The 16,942-nt window shown below is 29.6% G+C and carries 15 protein-coding genes; 12 read left to right on the plus strand and 3 right to left on the minus strand.

Translation table 11 applies throughout. The annotated features are described in order from the left end of the window. The first annotated feature begins 97 nt into the window (after positions 1 to 97). From Q0049_RS11455 to ctlX, 11 genes are all read left to right on the plus strand, one after another. On the plus strand, positions 98 to 2,044 hold the full coding sequence (locus tag Q0049_RS11455) for a tetratricopeptide repeat protein (protein ID WP_298119810.1): 1,947 nt from the start codon (positions 98 to 100) through the stop codon (positions 2,042 to 2,044). Positions 2,045 to 2,103: 59 nt separating this feature from the next. Then, entirely contained in the window at positions 2,104 to 2,874 is a 771-nt protein-coding gene (locus Q0049_RS11460; protein WP_298119811.1) for a LytTR family DNA-binding domain-containing protein, read from the plus strand. Between the two features lie 12 nt (positions 2,875 to 2,886). Next, a complete protein-coding gene (locus tag Q0049_RS11465) occupies positions 2,887 to 5,232 on the plus strand; it encodes a T9SS type A sorting domain-containing protein (protein WP_298119813.1) in 2,346 nt (781 codons plus the stop codon). Between the two features lie 230 nt (positions 5,233 to 5,462). Beyond that, a complete protein-coding gene (locus Q0049_RS11470) occupies positions 5,463 to 6,746 on the plus strand; it encodes a citrate synthase (protein WP_298119816.1) in 1,284 nt (427 codons plus the stop codon). Positions 6,747 to 6,898: 152 nt separating this feature from the next. Next, entirely contained in the window at positions 6,899 to 8,560 is a 1,662-nt protein-coding gene (locus Q0049_RS11475; RefSeq protein ID WP_298119818.1) for a hypothetical protein, read from the plus strand. Positions 8,561 to 8,587: 27 nt separating this feature from the next. Beyond that, positions 8,588 to 9,670 carry a T9SS type A sorting domain-containing protein gene (locus Q0049_RS11480; protein ID WP_298119819.1) on the plus strand — a complete coding sequence of 361 codons (1,083 nt, stop codon included), beginning with the start codon at positions 8,588 to 8,590 and terminating at the stop codon, positions 9,668 to 9,670. A 90-nt stretch (positions 9,671 to 9,760) separates the two neighbouring features. Next, positions 9,761 to 11,380, plus strand: a complete 1,620-nt coding sequence (locus tag Q0049_RS11485; protein ID WP_298119821.1) for a hypothetical protein — start codon at positions 9,761 to 9,763, stop codon at positions 11,378 to 11,380. Continuing rightward, positions 11,373 to 11,855: a hypothetical protein gene (locus Q0049_RS11490; RefSeq protein ID WP_298119823.1), complete on the plus strand. Its 483-nt coding sequence runs from the start codon at positions 11,373 to 11,375 to the stop codon at positions 11,853 to 11,855. The genes Q0049_RS11485 and Q0049_RS11490 overlap by 8 nt, the downstream gene beginning before the upstream one ends. Positions 11,856 to 11,893: 38 nt before the next feature. Continuing rightward, positions 11,894 to 12,808, plus strand: a complete 915-nt coding sequence (locus Q0049_RS11495; protein WP_298119825.1) for a dimethylarginine dimethylaminohydrolase family protein — start codon at positions 11,894 to 11,896, stop codon at positions 12,806 to 12,808. 50 nt (positions 12,809 to 12,858) lie between these two features. Next, a complete protein-coding gene (locus Q0049_RS11500) occupies positions 12,859 to 13,227 on the plus strand; it encodes a four helix bundle protein (RefSeq protein ID WP_298119827.1) in 369 nt (122 codons plus the stop codon). 62 nt (positions 13,228 to 13,289) lie between these two features. Then, the gene (gene ctlX / locus Q0049_RS11505) at positions 13,290 to 14,228 is read left to right on the plus strand and encodes a citrulline utilization hydrolase CtlX (RefSeq protein ID WP_298119829.1); all 939 of its coding nucleotides are present in this window, start codon (positions 13,290 to 13,292) and stop codon (positions 14,226 to 14,228) included. Positions 14,229 to 14,363: 135 nt separating this feature from the next. Here ctlX and Q0049_RS11510 read toward each other — a convergent pair whose 3' ends face one another. Beyond that, a complete protein-coding gene (locus Q0049_RS11510) occupies positions 14,364 to 14,990 on the minus strand; it encodes a chromophore lyase CpcT/CpeT (protein WP_298119831.1) in 627 nt (208 codons plus the stop codon). A gap of 29 nt (positions 14,991 to 15,019) precedes the next feature. Next, entirely contained in the window at positions 15,020 to 15,655 is a 636-nt protein-coding gene (locus Q0049_RS11515; protein ID WP_298119833.1) for a MarC family NAAT transporter, read from the minus strand. An 88-nt stretch (positions 15,656 to 15,743) separates the two neighbouring features. Here Q0049_RS11515 and Q0049_RS11520 point away from each other — a divergent pair, with 88 nt between their 5' ends. Beyond that, on the plus strand, positions 15,744 to 16,109 hold the full coding sequence (locus tag Q0049_RS11520; RefSeq protein WP_298119834.1) for a CoA-binding protein: 366 nt from the start codon (positions 15,744 to 15,746) through the stop codon (positions 16,107 to 16,109). 188 nt (positions 16,110 to 16,297) lie between these two features. Here the strand turns inward: Q0049_RS11520 and Q0049_RS11525 are convergent, their stop codons facing one another. Further along, complete coding sequence (locus Q0049_RS11525; protein WP_298119836.1) at positions 16,298 to 16,942, minus strand: alpha/beta hydrolase; 645 nt, start codon at positions 16,940 to 16,942, stop codon at positions 16,298 to 16,300.

The following is a 16,942-nucleotide window of genomic DNA, read 5'->3' on the forward strand; positions in this document are numbered from 1 at the left end:
TTTTTTTGTATCGAATTCTAACTGTAAATCTTCAAATTCTAATTTGATATTTTTTCTCAAATTGTAAATAGTATCTTTGACTATCAATTTCAGAAAAATGAAATCAAAACTATTTATATTTATTTTCTTCATTACTTTGTTTGCTAATGCGCAAAATAAAGAAATTGATAGTTTAAAAAATGTTTTAAACCAATCAAAAAATGATATTGATAAGGCGAATGTATATAATTTGATTTCAGACAATTATAAAACATCAAATCCAAAATTGATGTTGGATTATGCAAATAAAGCATTGCAATTGTCTAAAAAAATAAATCACAAAGAAGCAGAAGGAACAAGCTACTTAAATATCGGGAATGCAAATATTATTTTAGGAAATTATTCAAAAGCACTTGAAAATTTCTCTCAAGCACAAAATATTTTTGAAAATCAAAATAAAACTATTGAAGTTAGAAAAGGTCTTGCTAAAGCTTATGGAAGTATAGGAATTATTTTTTCAGAACAAAGTAATTATGCTAATGCGTTAAAGTTTTATCTAAAATCCGTCAAAATTTATGAAGATTTGAAGGATGATGCAAAATCGGCAAAACTTTATAATAATATTGGAATCGTTTATAAATCGCAAGGAGAAGATTTCAAGGCATTAGAATATTTTGTTAAAGCACAAAAAATACAAGAAAAATTAAATGATACAAATATTGGGATTACACTAACTAATATTGCTAATTGTTATTTAAATCAGAAGAGTTTTGATAAAGCTTTCGATTATTATAGTCAAGCAAAATCAAGTTTAGATAACTACCCAAATCAAAGAGCGTTAGGTGAATGGTATAATAATTTTGGATTGTTTTTTAAGGCTACCAATAAAACTTCAAAAGCAATCGAGAATTGGAATCAAGCAATAAAAACATTTCAATCTATTGATGATAAATTCGGAATTGCAGATACTTATATTTATCTAAGTCAATTATATTTCGACAAAGGAAATTATCAAGAAGCATTGCAGTTTGCCAATAAATCCTTGAATTTATCTAAAGAAATCAACGTTTTAGAACAAATTGTTTTGTCAGAGAAATTGTTAAGTGACATTTATTCAAAAATTGGAAATGCTAATTTAGCATTGGAACATTACAAATTGTATAGCAAAGCAAATGACAGTTTGATAAATGAAACAAACATCAGAAAAAGCGTTCAAGAAGAAATGACTTATGAGTTCGAAAAACGTGAGGTTATACAAAAGGAAGAACTTGAAAAAAGAGAATTATTGCTTCAAGAGCAATCTAAAAGAAATAAAATGCAATTGTTCTTTGCAGTTTTATCAGCTTTGTTATTATCAGGAATTGGATTTTTAATTTATAACAGAACACAACTCAAAAAAACATTAACGCTTCAAAAAGAACTCGCCGAGTATGAACAAAAAGCATTGCATTTACAAATGAATCCACATTTTGTATTCAACTGTTTAGGTTCGATTTCGAGTTTTATTGTTCAAAACGGAACTGATACTGCAGTAAAATATCTAGCAAAATTTTCTAAACTAATGCGACTAACTTTAGAATATTCTAAGGAATCTTTAATTCCAATTGATAAAGAAATTGAAAGTTTACAAAATTATTTAGAGTTAGAGCAATTGCGATTCAATCAAAAATTTGACTTTACAATTTCAAAATCTTCTGATATTGAAGATGATACAGCTTTGCCGCCATTATTATTACAACCATTTGTAGAAAATGCTATCATACATGGATTGATTCCCAAGAAAGAAAAAGGTTTGATTTCAATTAAATTTTCATTGGAAAATGAAAGTTTAATTTGCACTATTGAAGACAACGGAATTGGTTTTAACAAATCAAAAGAAATTAAAGAATCATTGGTTTCCGTTCACAAGTCAATGGCATTAGACATCACAAAGAAACGATTAGAAATGATGGAAGTTTCAACATCACAAAAAGCTCATGTGGAAATCGAAGAAAATAAAAACAATCAAGGAGAAATTCTAGGTACAAAAGTAGTTCTGAATTTACCGTTACAATATATAAAATAGTTAGTAGTATTCAGTTTGCAGTTTTGCAGATTGAGCACTAAACACTGAACATTGAATTTATGATTACAGCAATTCTAATTGACGACGACGAAAATTTAAGAAACGGAATGAAGCAACTTCTTTCGCGTTACACAAGTCAAATTCAAATTATTGGTGAAGCGGATAGCGTTGAAAGTGGCGTTGAAGCTATTGAAAAATTGCATCCGCAAGTAGTTTTTCTAGATATTCAATTAAATGACGGAACAGGTTTTGATATTTTAGAAAAAATTGCATCACGAAATGGAAAGTCAACGTCGCACATTGTTTTCATTACAGCTCACGAGCAATACGCCATTAAAGCGTTCCGATTTAGTGCTTTAGATTTTCTCTTAAAACCTGTTGATCCTGACGAATTAGAAATTGTAATTGGAAAAATTAAGAACATCCTAGAAAAAAATGATAATCATGCACACATCGATTTGTTACTAGAAAATATCCGAAAGAAAGTAGATAATTTCAAGCGAATTGCACTTTCAAACTCAGATGGTATTCATCTTTTTGAAGTAAGTGATATCATTAGATGTGAAAGCGAAGACAATTATACCAAGTTTTTTATCAAGAATAACAAACCTATTTTGATATCAAAAACTTTAAAAGAATATGAAGAACTTTTAACCGAACATGGATTTGTGCGAGTGCATCAAAGTCATTTGATAAATCTTGCTTATTTGAAGTCTTACATAAAAAAAGATGGCGGATATGTTATCATGGCTGATAATAGCAACGTTCCTATTTCGCAACGAAAAAAAGAAAGTTTACAAGAAATTTTGACAAAACAATTGAACAATTAAAAAGCAAACAATATGAAAAAGTTATTATATCTTTTACTATTAATCACAGGATTTAGTAATGCGCAAATCGTCAATATTCCTGATGCAAATTTTAAAGCAAGATTATTGAGTTCAAATTTAGTTAATAATGTTGCAAAAGATCTAAATGGTGATAATATGATTATTGATCAAAATGGTGATGGAGAAATTCAATTATCTGAAGCTGCTTTAGTTTATCAACTTAATAATTTGAGTTATTCAAGTCTGTTTCCAATTTATGATTTGACTGGTATTCAAAGTTTTTCAAATTTGACTTCATTATTTTGTGGTTACAGTGAAATTTCAAGTCTTGATGTATCAAACATGACAAATTTGTCTATTTTATTTTGTAATAATTCAAATTTAACCTCAATAAATATTTCTGGGTGTGTAAATCTATACCAATTAGTTTGTGAGAATAATCAACTGACTTCATTAGATGTATCGGGATTTACATCACTAACTAGTGTATATGCGGACAATAATCAACTGCAAAATATTAATTTGAATGGAGCTACTAATTTATCAACTCTTAGTGTTGGAAATAATCTTTTAACTTCAATTGACGCTACTCCATGTCCAAATCTTTATTCATTGTATGCATCAGTAAACTCTCTCAATTCAATAAATATATCAGGATTAGTAAATTTAAATGGTCTTTATTTGAATTATAATCAATTAACTAGTATTGATTTAAGTTCGTTAACCAATTTGGAATATTTGCAATGTTCATATAATTTATTAACCACAATTGACATTTCTAATAATCACAATTTTACTTCATTGGCATGTACTGATAACCCAAATTTAGTTGCAGCATATTTAAAATTTGGAAGACCAAGTTTATCAATAAGTGGTTATCCAATGACAAACAATCCTAATTTACAGTATGTTTGTGCTGATGACTATAGAGTATCAACATTTTTGAATTATTTTATTTTAAATAGTATGTCTTCTGTAGTGGTTAATAGTTACTGTTCCTTCACTCCAGGTGGAAATTACAACACAATTACTGGAAGTGTAACTTTTGATGGAGATAACAATGGTTGCGATGCTACTGATTTGCCTCATCCAAATATCAGAATAGATATCAATGACGGAATTAATCAAGGCGGAACATTTACAAATAATTTAGGAAACTATAATTTTTATACACAAGCAGGTAGTTTTTCTTTAACGCCAAATTTAGAAAACCCTTCTTGGTTCAATGTTTCACCAACAACGACAACGATTCCTTTTGCAAATAATAACAATAATATTGTAACTCAAAACTTCTGTATTGCTGCAAATGGAGTACATCCTGATTTAGAAATTGTAATTGCGCCATTTGTTCCTGCTCGTCCAGGTTTTGATGCAGTGTATCAAATTGTATATAAAAACAAAGGAAATCAAACCCTTTCTCAATTATATGGTGTTAATTTCTTTTTCAATCAAAACTTAATGGATTTTGTTTCAGCTTCAATTTTGCCTTCAACAGTTGGCTCAGGTGCGTTGAGTTGGAGTTATACTAATTTACTTCCATTTGAAAGTAGAAGTATTTACGTAACTTTAAATATCAATACACCAACAGATACAAATCCTGTAAATATTGGAGATATTTTACAATTTACAACTTCAATTTTACCAATGGCTGGCGATGAGTCAACTTCTGATAATACATTTTTATTCAATCAAACGGTCGTTGGTTCTTTTGATCCAAATGATATAACTTGTATGGAAGGAAATGTAGTTTCGCCGTCAGAAATAGGTGAATATTTACACTACGTAGTTAACTTCGAAAACACAGGAACAGCAGAAGCAGAAAATATTGTAGTTAAAACTGAAATCAATACAGTAGATTTTGATATAAACTCGCTTCAATTGCTAGACACATCTCACAATTGCTACACAAGAGTATCAGGAAATATTGTTGAGTTTATTTTCCAAAATATAATGCTTGATACTGGTGGACATGGAAATGTATTATTGAAAATTCGTTCAAAATCAAATCTTGTAACTGGAGACACAGTTTCAAAACAAGCTAATATTTTCTTTGATTATAATGCACCAATATTAACCAATATGGAAAACACAACGTTCCAAGCTTTAAATAATGATGAGTTTGAAAAAGATAATTTAATTGCAATTTATCCAAATCCAACACAAGGAAATATCAATATCAATAGTAATTTTAATATAAAGTCAATTGAATTATACGATGTTCAGGGTAGATTGTTACAAACAAAATTGATAAATGAAACAATATCAACAATCAATATTTCAGATAAATCAAACGGAATTTATTTCTTAAAAATTACATCTGATAAAGGCATTAAAGTTGAAAAAATCATGAAAAAGTAATTGGAGTTAATAAGTTAATTATTTTTAAAATCTCATTTTCTGTAACAAGATTATGAGATTTTTTTGTTGAAGTTAATTTTTTTTTAAGCTAATATTTTCTTCGTATATATTAATCTTGCATTTTTTATAAAAATATTAACGAAAACGTTATTATATTTCTTTTTTAATTCAGTTATAATTCCATAATTTTGTTAAATTATAAATTATCAAGATTAATTTCCGTAAATATTATGTCAAAAACAGCAATATTAGAATATGATGGCAATAAATATGAGTTTCCTGTAATTATAGGAAGCGAAAATGAACCAGCTATCGATATCGAAAAACTACGTGCCTTGACTGGCGCAATCACCTTAGATCCAGGTTATAAAAACTCAGGTTCGTGTAAAAGTGATATCACTTTCCTTGATGGAGAAGAAGGAATTTTACGTTACAGAGGTTATGCAATTGAAGATTTAGCTGAAAAAGCTGATTTTCTTGAAGTATCTTACTTAGTGATTTTTGGAGAGTTACCTACAAAAGCACAATTAGCACAATTTGAAACTGACATTCGTAAATATACTTTGGTAAACGAAGAGATGAAAAATATCATCGATGGTTTTCCAAAAACAGCTCACCCAATGGGAGTTTTGTCTTCGTTGACTTCTGCTTTAACAGCTTTTAATCCAAAAGTAGTTAACGTAGAAAACGAATCTGAAATGTATGAAGCAGTTTGTAAAACAATGGGTAAATTCCTTGTAATTGCAACTTGGACATACAGAAAAATGATGGGTTATCCTTTAAATTATTATGATAATACTCAAGGATACGTTGAAAATTTCATGCAATTAATGTTCAAATTACCAACTGGACCATATTCTGCAAATAAATCGGTAGTTGATGCATTAGATAAATTATTTATTCTTCATGCTGATCATGAACAAAACTGTTCTACATCTACAGTAAGAATTGTTGGTTCTTCACACGCAGGTTTATTTGCTTCAATTTCTGCTGGAGTTTCAGCACTTTGGGGTCCATTACATGGTGGTGCAAATCAAGCAGTTTTAGAAATGTTAGAAGATATTCAAAAAGATGGTGGTGATGCAGATAAATATTTAGCAAAAGCAAAAGACAAAGACGATCCGTTCCGTTTAATGGGATTTGGACATAGAGTTTATAAAAACTTTGATCCAAGAGCAAAAATCATTAAAAAAGCTGCTGACGAAGTTTTAGCAACGTTAGGTGTTGATGATCCAATTTTACAAATTGCAAAGAAATTAGAGGAATCAGCGCTTGTTGATGACTATTTTGTATCAAGAAAATTATATCCAAATGTTGACTTCTATTCAGGTATTATTTACCGAGCTTTAGGAATTCCAACCGATATGTTTACAGTACTTTTTGCAATTGGTCGTTTGCCAGGTTGGATTGCACAATGGAAAGAAATGCGTGTTAACAAAGAACCAATTGGAAGACCAAGACAAGTTTATACTGGTCATCCTTTGAGAGATTTCGTTCCAATGGATAAAAGATAAATTCTTTATAAAATCATACCAAAAGCTTCGCTAATCAGCGGAGCTTTTTTGTTCTTACGATATTTTTCTTATCTTGTTAAAAATTAATATAAAAATCGTCAAAGGTTTAATTTAAATTAATAATTTTATTAATAATTTTAAACTTTTAATATATGAAGACAAGGAATCATTTTTTTATTACAGTTGTAATTTTAATTATTATGAATGTAAATGTCAATGGACAAAGTAATAATACTTTCACAGGAGTTGGTGCAGGAACTAATAATTCAGGTTCAAGTAATAGTGGTTATGGAGTAAATTCATTACAAAATAATACTAGTAATAGTAATAGTGCTTTTGGACTTGGTACTCTTTCTAATTCATCAGGAGGTTTTAATTGTGCATTTGGAAATTCTGCACTAACTAATAATACTTTAGGTGATTTTAATTGTTCATTTGGTACCAGAAGTCTTGAAAATAATACTTCTGGGAGATATAATATTGCCATTGGGCATAGATCTTTGGGGGATTTAAATACTACTGGTTCTCAAAATATTGCAATCGGTTATGCTAGTTTATTGAGAAATAATGGTAATAGTAATATTGCTATTGGTCATTATATTGCAAATAATAATTTGAATGGCTCAAATAATGTATTTATAGGAGGTTCGGGCACTACCGATCCTGGAAGTAATAAACTTTTTATACATAATAACAATCATCCATCTCCTTTAATTTATGGCGAATTTGATAATAGAAATTTAAAATTTAATGTTATTGGTAGTTCAAGTTCTCGAGTTGAAATTACTAGTGGTGTTAATAATAATTATTTAAATGGGACATCAGGTTTAAGATTTACAAATCTTACTAGTGCTACAAATGTTGTTGCAAATCCATCTAACCCGCCAAAAGTTTTATCTGTTAATGCTAATGGTGATGTAATTCTCGTTAATGATACTGTTGGAACAGGTTCAGGAGGTTCAACAACAATTATAGCAGGAACTAATATTGCAGTTTCAGGGACAAGTACATCTGGGTATACAATTTCAAGTCCATATCAAACACTCTCACAGGATGGAAATACCATAACTTTGTCAAATGGAGGGCAATTTACATTACCTACATTTACAGATACTGATGCCCAAACTTTATCTTTTAATTCTAATATTTTGAATCACACTAATGATATATCTATTTCAAATGGGAATACTATACAAGTTCCTATGACATATATATCACCAGGAAGTAATACAAGTATAACTGGTAATGGGAGTCAGTTAAATCCTTACATTATAAGTTCTACATCGGGTTCTTCAGGTACAGATCTAAGTATTTATAATGATAATGGAATAATAAATCAATCAACAACAACGGGTTTAAATAGAATTGTAGATTTGAATGACAGAAATATTTGGTTTAATTCAGCAACTAGTAATAATAATGGTAGAGTTTACATTGGCAATACAGCGGTTTATCCAACAATAAATTCAAATTATAGATTATATGTAGAAGGAGGAATTCTAACAGAAAGAGTTAAAGTAGCTTTAAGAAGTACAGCTAATTGGGCAGATTATGTTTTTGCAAATGATTATAAGTTAATGCCATTAAAAGATGTAGAAACTTACATTACCAGAAATAAACATTTACCAGGTATAGAATCTGCAGAGACATTATCAAAAAATGGATTAGATCTTGCTGATATGCAAACCAAACAAATGGCTAAAATTGAGGAGTTAACTCTGTATGTTATTCAACAAAATAATCAAATAGAAAAACAGAATAAGGAGATAGAAGAATTAAAAGCACTTGTGAAAACTTTGCTGGATAGAAAATAATGTAAGTTTAACTTAAATTTTTTAATTATGAAAAAACTTATATTTAGACGGAGTAAAATTGTAATTCTCTTAACATTCCTTTTGAACTTAATAGGAATACAATGTTTTTCTCAGGTTAATTGTTTAAATAACGGTGTAAATATTACAATCACAGGTTCTACTACTTCACCATACAGTCCATCTGCATCTACTACAGTATGTCTTCCAGATTCAGCATTCACTGGAGTTGGTTTTTATACTGGTAACACTGCAACTGGTGTGGTGACATACACTTTTAGCCAACCAATTACTAGTGCAACAGTAACTTATAGTGCTGTAAACCTCACTGCTGACACTGATGTTGGTCAAATTACAATTAATGGTGGAGGAACGCTAACACTTACTAATCCTTGTGGGGTTGCAATTACAGGAGGAAATACATTAACTTGTAATTTAGCAAATGCATTTGGAGATGTAAGTGTTACGGTTAATTCAACCTTGCCATTTACAACCATCACATTAACAAATATTGGAGATCATACTGGATGGGTTCAAGGTAATCCATGTAATTTTATATTGTGTCTTCCGACTGAGACATTGATTTCTCCTTTAGATGATATGAATAATAATTTTGCAAATGGATTTAAATTGATAGAGAGATCAAATTGGATAAGTGCTTCAAATATAATCAATATAGGAAACAATAACCTACTGGATGGAGTAGTATATCACGCGGCTAATTTTGTTGATTTAACACCAGGTTTTGATGCTGTTTTTGGTTCTCAATTTGCAGCTTATCCCGAAGGATGTACTGGGAATACAAGTTTTGTATATAAACACCAGAATAATGGAATTCGAAGTGAATCATATCATCCGTCAGTATTTGAATCAAATATGAGCTTTCAATTATATCCTAATCCATCGACTGACTTGGTTGAATTATTAATGCAAAACAACATGAGTATTAAGGTTTTAATTTTTTCACTTGATGGGAAAATTATTTTTGAAAAGAGTTTGCAAGATAAAAGTAGTTATCAACTTGACGTTAGTCAATTTGAAAAAGGTATCTATATTGTTAATGTAATTTCAGATGATGGACAAATACACACAGAAAAGTTAATCAAAAATTAAATTCTTTATAAAATCATACCAAAAGCTTCGCTAATCAGCGGAGCTTTTTTGTTTATATTTGTAATTCTATTTTGAAAAATAAAATCCATAATGTTAGAAAAAGTAGTTCTTATCACTAAAAACAGTAAACATCAATTACTCAATATTGAAGTCAAAAATCATAAGTATGAGATAGATTTATCGTGGATTGAAAAAAGTAAAGAAACTAGTTTTGACATAGAATTTGTTTTTCAAAAGCCTATTCAACATTTTAGAAACCACGATTATACTTGGGTTGATTGCAAAAAAGATAGAATTGCTACAGAGTTTTCTCCAAAAATCATAAAACTTTCAAATGATATATTAGTTCAAGCTAATGTAAATCTGGGAATTTGGGAAGTAAAAAAGAAATTCCCTAAATCGTTGTTTTGGAAATTCAATCCTGAAAATGCATATCCAATTGTAAACTATATTGGAGATAAAAATGAAAAGAAAGTAATTTCAACCAATGTAAAAATTGATTTCGAAATAAAATTAGAGTTGCTTTTTCCTAAACAAGCCATGGAAATTAGTAGATCTAAGATTCCTTTTTCGGCGATTACTTGTTTTACAGATCATTGCGATTTTGATACTTTAGAAAATTTAAAAACCCAAAGGGAATTTTTTAAAAAACAACAAATCAAAGTTACGAAAGGTTTTTTTCTAAATCATTATTCAAAAAGAGAGGACAATGCTTCGTTTGAAAGAAATTCGGAAGAAATAAATAAATGGCGAGAAGACGGACACGAACTTTGTTATCATTCGCTTTCTCAATCCATCAAAAGTAAGGATGAAAGTTTTAATGATTTTGAAAATTTTCAACCACCATATTCCGATATTCCGACATGGATTGATCATGGATACCAACCGTATAATTTATCACTTTATAATAAAAATAATAAAACGGAAACCTATTTTTCTGATACTATGAAGGAAAAAGGAATTCAAATTTTATGGAATTATATCGATTCAGGAACATCAACAAATGGCGTTATTAATCAAATTAATCCAGAGCATTTTACCTTAAAATCCTTTTTAAAAGGAATTAAAGATTTGAAATTTGTTAATCGAATTAGTTTATTGATTAAAAACATTATTTTTCATTATTATGGTGATGAAAAACTTATCATCAATTATAAATCGTCTGCTAACACCTTCAAAAGTATAGTTTTTAAAAGACAATTTAAAAATATTCCTATTCTATTTACTAACTTTTATAGTATTCTAATACCATTGTTAAAAGTGTTTTTTAAATGGAATGATGAAAGTGAGAAGCCTTATAAATATGCAAAATATACACCATTATTTTTTAGATATAGAATAGATAAAAAGGAGTTTTTTATTTTTCAGACGCTTGAAATTATTGATTTTATAAAGACTTTAAGTAAAAATAATATTGACAAACTTAATTCAGAGAAAGGAATTTTTATAGGTCATACTTATTTTTCAGCTCCAATGACTTACCATTATGGAAAAATGATGAGTTCTGATAATGCAATCAGTTCAGAAGTAGAAACAAATTTTGCTTATCTTAGTAGCATGATAAAAGAAAATCAAATTTGGAATCCAACTCTAAATGAACTAATTCTTTATTTATCTAATTTTTATAAAGTTAAATTCATTATTGATGATGAAGCTGATTTGAAATTGAATGAAACTTTTAATTTAAATGTTAAGAACGTAGATGTTTAATGCTTTTTTTTTAAAATTAAGGAGGTATGTCAAGATTAAAGATGTTGATGTGTCAATTTATTATCTAACTGATAAGGATGAAATATCGGTTTTACCAAAAATTGAATTTGAAATAGAAAAAGAAAAGATTTCAAGTTCTACAACAAGATATTTTATTAATTACGATGGTTCTTTTGTTCATCATAGTTATTTATATAAAAAAAAGAGAATTTTAAAAGTAATAGATAAAAAAGGCCCAATAATAGGCGATTGTGTTACAACTGTTAAGTTTCGCGGTAAATCGATTTATCCATTTGTGCTAAATTATATAGCAAGAGATTATCTTTCTGACAAAAAGAATAAAGAAATTTTTGTCTTGGTGGCAAACAAAAATAAAATTTCTATTAGAGGAGTCGAAAAATCAGGTTTTAAATTACATTCAAAAATCAAAGCTAAAAGGTTTTTATTTTTCTATTATAATATTTTAAGAGAATAATGTTTTTTATATTTGCCTAATAGCCAAAAGCAAATTATATGTTACAATTAAATGTAAAAAACGAAACTTCAAGATTAAGAGCCGTTGTTTTAGGTTCAGCAGTAAATAATGGACCAACTCCAACAGCTGATGAAGCGTACGACCCAAAATCCTTAGAACACATTCTCGCCGGAACATATCCTGTTGAAGAAGATATGGTTAACGAAATGGAAGCCTTCAACAAAGTATTTCAAAAATATGATGTAAAAGTTTTTCGTCCTGAAATGATTGAAAATTATAATCAAATTTTTACTCGTGATATTGGTTTTGTAATCGATGATGTTTTTATAAAAGCCAATATTTTACCAGATAGAAATCGAGAATTAGATGCAATTCAATATGTAATCAATCAAATAAATCCTGACAAAGTCGTTCGTCCGCCAGATGATGTTCATATTGAAGGTGGCGATGTTATGTTGTGGAATGACTATATTTTTATAGGTACATACAAAGGTTCTGATTATAAGGATTACATTACTGCTCGAACTAATATGCTTGGAGTTCAATACATTAAAGATTTGTTTCCAAACAAAATTGTAAAAGAATTCGACTTGGTGAAATCTAAATTAGAAGCTCGCGACAATGCATTGCACCTTGATTGTTGCTTTCAACCTGTTGGAAGAAACAAAGGAATCATCTATAAAAGTGGTTTCCGTGAAGAAGCAGATTACGTTTATTTGGTAAAATTATTCGGAAAAGAAAACCTGTTTCACATCACGCGTGATGAAATGTATCACATGAATTCTAATGTGTTTTCAATCGCACCAGATGTTGTAGTTTCAGAGAAAAACTTCACAAGATTAAACAATTGGCTTAGAGAACAAGGTTTTACTGTAGAAGAAATTCCATACGCCGAAATAGCAAAACAAGAAGGATTGTTAAGATGTTCGACGCTTCCTTTAATAAGAGATTAGAAAAGTTATCGGTTGTCAGTTAACAGTTATTAACTATATAAATTGTTGATATGAGTAGTTATCAGGATTTGGATATTTATAAAATTAGTTTGGCATTGTTTTATGAAGTTCATCCAGCATCATTACTTTTGCCAAAGTATGAAATGTATGAATTAGGAAGCCAAATTAGACGCTCTTCAGATTCAGTAAATTCAAATATAGTTGAAGGTTACGGAAGAAATCGTTATAAAGCAGATTTTATTAAATTCCTAGTATATTCTCATTCAAGTTGTTTAGAAACAAAAGGGCATTTAATTAAAATAAGGCATTTGTATAAAGATTTAATTCCTGATATTGAAAGATTTATAATTGACTATGATAATTTAGGCGCAAAAATATTTAACTTTATAAAATATGTTGAAAGCAATTGGAAAACCTAACAACTAGTCACAAAGATTGTTAACTGATAACCGACAACTGACAACAGAAAACTAACAAAAAAATGAATCAAACTACAAACTCAATCTTGATGATTCGTCCGGTAGCGTTTAGAATGAACGAACAAACGGCGGTAAATAATTATTATCAAAAAGTCCTTGACGGATTAACTCCAGCGAATGTTAATGAAAAAGCGCAACAAGAGTTTGATACTTTCGTAAACAAATTAAGAATGGTCGGAATCGATGTGACCGTTGTTGACGATACTTTAGATCCAGATACGCCAGATAGTATTTTTCCAAACAATTGGATTTCTTTTCACGAAAATGGTGATGTAGTTTTATATCCAATGTTTGCCGAAAACCGTCGTGCTGAAAGACGTGAAGATATTTTAGATATTCTTGAAGCTAAAGGCTACGAAATCAACGACGGAATTATGGATTACACTTCTGCCGAAGATGATGGATTTTATCTAGAAGGAACAGGAAGTATTGTTCTTGACAGAGAAAACGGAAAAGCATATTGCGCACTTTCTCCAAGAGCAGACGAAGAATTATTCATTGAATTTTGTGAAGATTTCGATTTAAATCCAATCATATTTGAAGCATTTCAAACTGTTAATGGCGAAAGAAAATTGATTTATCATACCAATGTTATGATGTGCATTGGAGATACATTTGCCGTAATTTGTGCTGATTGTATCGATGATAAAAAAGAACGAAAAATGGTTCTAGACAGTCTTCGTTCTGACGAAAAAGAAATTGTTCTAATAACAGAAGACCAAATGAACAACTTTGCAGGAAACATGTTAGAATTACAAGGCGCAAACGAAAGAAGATACTTAATCATGAGTTCATCGGCTTACAATGCTTTAACCAAAAAGCAAATTGCACAATTAGAAGAACATATCACAATTCTACATTCGAGCCTAGACACTATTGAAGCATGTGGCGGCGGAAGCGCAAGATGCATGATGGCAGAAGTTTTTCTTCCTAGAAAATAATTGTTTTGTCACACTGAGAAGTTTATACTGAGCGAAGACGAAGTACAGTCGAAGTGCTTTTTTAAAAGATAATCCCAAATTTCAATAGTTTTTTCATTGGAGTTTGGGATTTTCTGTTTTCTATATTTTCTGTCATTAATATTTAACAAATTGGTATCCGCCTTTTTCTGCACCCCAAACTTGTTTATCATTTTTATCAAAACCTTGATCCCAAGATATTATTTCGTTTTCAGTGACTGTTACAATTGAAGAAGCATAACTTGCTCCTCGCAATTCACTTGGACAGCTTTTGTTTCCAGTAGCACCAGAAAATTTATTTTTATCAATACGTTTTAATACCACTGCACAACCTTGTTTTACTTCGATATCTGTTTCAGATAATTTATCAAACGCTTCAGGAGTTTTCCATTTGCCAATCCATTCTTTTTCATTTTTAAGCGTATGAATTTCGCTTACAAACTCATTGCCATGTTGGCTAATTTTGTAAATTCTAACTCTATATGGTTTTTCTTGTTTATTAAACATAGCTTGTTCTACATATAAATAATGACCTTTATTTTTCCAAATAGGAACCATTCGCAACGAAATATTAAAATAAGATGTGTCTCTTTTTGAATGTGCTTCAGAAGAATATTGACCTTGCATTATGGTAAGTAATTCTTTTAGTTCAGAGGAGTCTGCTGTATTTGAAATTGTTTTAGTTGAATTACAACTAAAAAATAAAGTTATAAGTGTAAGAAGTAGAATAATTGTTTTTTTCATTGTTTTACTATTTTTAATTTCTAGTGGAATCAAATTCCTCTAATGATACTCAAAACTGCACTAATAATATATTGAATACCAATAGCAACCGTCAAGAAACCAACAATTCTCGAAATCGCCACAATTCCTGATGCACCTAAATATTTAGCTAAGTAATGAGCGCTTCTCAAAACCAAAAAAATTAGAATAGAAACCACGAAAATAGCAAGACTAGAAGACAAAATTTCAGGAGTAGTTTTATGATCTTGATTAAATGCTATTAACAGCGAAATCGAACCTGGTCCAGCTAACATTGGCATAGCAAGAGGCGTTAAAGCAATTGAAGTTCTACTTTGTAAATCTTCTTCCACTTCTTTACTAATACCTTTTCTCTTTTTCGGATTGGCGTTTAGCAAACCAAATCCCGAACTCGCAATCAAAATTCCACCAGCAATTCTAAGTGCCGAAATCGTAATTCCAAAAAAACTCAAAACATATTCACCTACAAAAAAGGAAATAATTAAAATAATACAAACGTTAATTGCAGCCATTAAAGAAACTCGCGAACGTTCTGCTTTGTTGTAATCTTGTGTCAAACCCACAAAAAACGGAATTGCACCAATCGGATTCAAAACCGAAAACAATGCACCTAGCAAAACAAAAAAAGTATTCAAGAAAACATCCATTCTTTGAAAAGTTTAAATTTTTGACAAAGATAAATAAAGAAGTAATGCCTAAAGTTAAAATAAAAACAATTATCCGTAATTTTGCCAAATGAAAAATAAGAAAACTTTAGTTCTTGGTGCTTCCACCAAACCCGAAAGATACGCTTTCAAAGCCATAACAATGCTAGTTGACAAAGGCCATTCGGTTATTGCTATTGGGCAAAATCAAGGAGAAGTTGCAGGAATTTCCATCAGAACTAAAAATATTCCTCTAAAAAATATCGATACCGTAACCTTGTACCTAAATCCGGTTCGTCAGCGCGAATATTACAACTACATTATCGAAACCAAACCTAAAAGAGTAGTCTTCAATCCAGGAACAGAAAACCCAGAATTTTACCAATTACTAAAAGCCAATTCTATAAAAGTAGAAGAAGCTTGTACCTTGGTTTTATTGACAACTAATCAATATTAATTAATGTCAGATTGAGTTCTGTTTATATTGAGCTTGTCGAAATATCGAAGTCAGGAGCGAATGGCTTGGGCTTTATCAGTCCCGAAGTTTCGGGAGTAATTCCCGCTTTTCGTTGCAATAAAAAATGCTTTCAAACAATGAAAGTATTTTTTGTTTTCACTTCAATCGGGGCTAGTGAGGTTTCCATTTTAATTTTTGATTGAATTTTCCAAAACAATATTCAGTTCTTCAAATTTGTCAATAGTCATAAAATGTCCTCCATCAACTATTTTGACATATGATTTTACAAATTGAATAGGTAAAATTCTATCTTTAGTTCCATGAATGTGTTTTAGATTTTTGTGTATATAAGTATTCTTCCAGTTTACAATTTTATCAATCGCCCATTTTAGAAAAGTTTCATCAGTATCTTTTAAAATTTCTTTCAAAAGAATTTTATTTTCTTTACTATCAATTCCAAAAAACCAAAAACTCAAATAATTGGATTTCTTCATTAATTTAGCTGGAATCAATTTGTGAAGATTAAAAAATCCAGCAAATCGATAATAAAAAGGAATTTCATTTTTACTTTTGGCAGAAGCAATTAAAATTATTTTCTTTGATTCAATAATTTTTCCAACTTCAACAGCCATAATTCCACCAAAAGATAAACCTATTAATGTTGGATTTTCAGAAGTAATTTGTGTAGTTAATCTTTTTGCATAATCTTCAATTGATTCAGTCTCAAACGGATTAATCCAATCAATAAAAGTTGCATTATATTTTGAAAAATCTAAATATTTAAAAACTCTTTTGTCAGCACCAAGTCCACTAAAAATATATAGATTTTCCAT

The sequence above is a fragment of the Flavobacterium sp. genome (genome assembly GCF_027484205.1).
Lineage (GTDB): Bacteria > Bacteroidota > Bacteroidia > Flavobacteriales > Flavobacteriaceae > Flavobacterium.

Excerpts from the sequence above, each read along its gene's own strand:
- Q0049_RS11485 (WP_298119821.1), top strand. The coding sequence starts at position 9,761 with ATGTTAGAAAAAGTAGTTCTTATCACTAAAAACAGTAAACATCAATTA.
- Q0049_RS11525 (WP_298119836.1), bottom strand. The coding sequence starts at position 16,942 with ATGGAAAATCTATATATTTTTAGTGGACTTGGTGCTGACAAAAGAGTT.
- Q0049_RS11500 (WP_298119827.1), top strand. The coding sequence starts at position 12,859 with ATGAGTAGTTATCAGGATTTGGATATTTATAAAATTAGTTTGGCATTG.
- Q0049_RS11510 (WP_298119831.1), bottom strand. The coding sequence starts at position 14,990 with ATGAAAAAAACAATTATTCTACTTCTTACACTTATAACTTTATTTTTT.
- Q0049_RS11475 (WP_298119818.1), top strand. The coding sequence starts at position 6,899 with ATGAAGACAAGGAATCATTTTTTTATTACAGTTGTAATTTTAATTATT.
- Q0049_RS11480 (WP_298119819.1), top strand. The coding sequence starts at position 8,588 with ATGAAAAAACTTATATTTAGACGGAGTAAAATTGTAATTCTCTTAACA.
- ctlX (WP_298119829.1), top strand. The coding sequence starts at position 13,290 with ATGAATCAAACTACAAACTCAATCTTGATGATTCGTCCGGTAGCGTTT.
- Q0049_RS11520 (WP_298119834.1), top strand. The coding sequence starts at position 15,744 with ATGAAAAATAAGAAAACTTTAGTTCTTGGTGCTTCCACCAAACCCGAA.
- Q0049_RS11455 (WP_298119810.1), top strand. The coding sequence starts at position 98 with ATGAAATCAAAACTATTTATATTTATTTTCTTCATTACTTTGTTTGCT.
- Q0049_RS11460 (WP_298119811.1), top strand. The coding sequence starts at position 2,104 with ATGATTACAGCAATTCTAATTGACGACGACGAAAATTTAAGAAACGGA.
- Q0049_RS11515 (WP_298119833.1), bottom strand. The coding sequence starts at position 15,655 with ATGGATGTTTTCTTGAATACTTTTTTTGTTTTGCTAGGTGCATTGTTT.
- Q0049_RS11465 (WP_298119813.1), top strand. The coding sequence starts at position 2,887 with ATGAAAAAGTTATTATATCTTTTACTATTAATCACAGGATTTAGTAAT.
- Q0049_RS11495 (WP_298119825.1), top strand. The coding sequence starts at position 11,894 with ATGTTACAATTAAATGTAAAAAACGAAACTTCAAGATTAAGAGCCGTT.
- Q0049_RS11470 (WP_298119816.1), top strand. The coding sequence starts at position 5,463 with ATGTCAAAAACAGCAATATTAGAATATGATGGCAATAAATATGAGTTT.
- Q0049_RS11490 (WP_298119823.1), top strand. The coding sequence starts at position 11,373 with ATGTTTAATGCTTTTTTTTTAAAATTAAGGAGGTATGTCAAGATTAAA.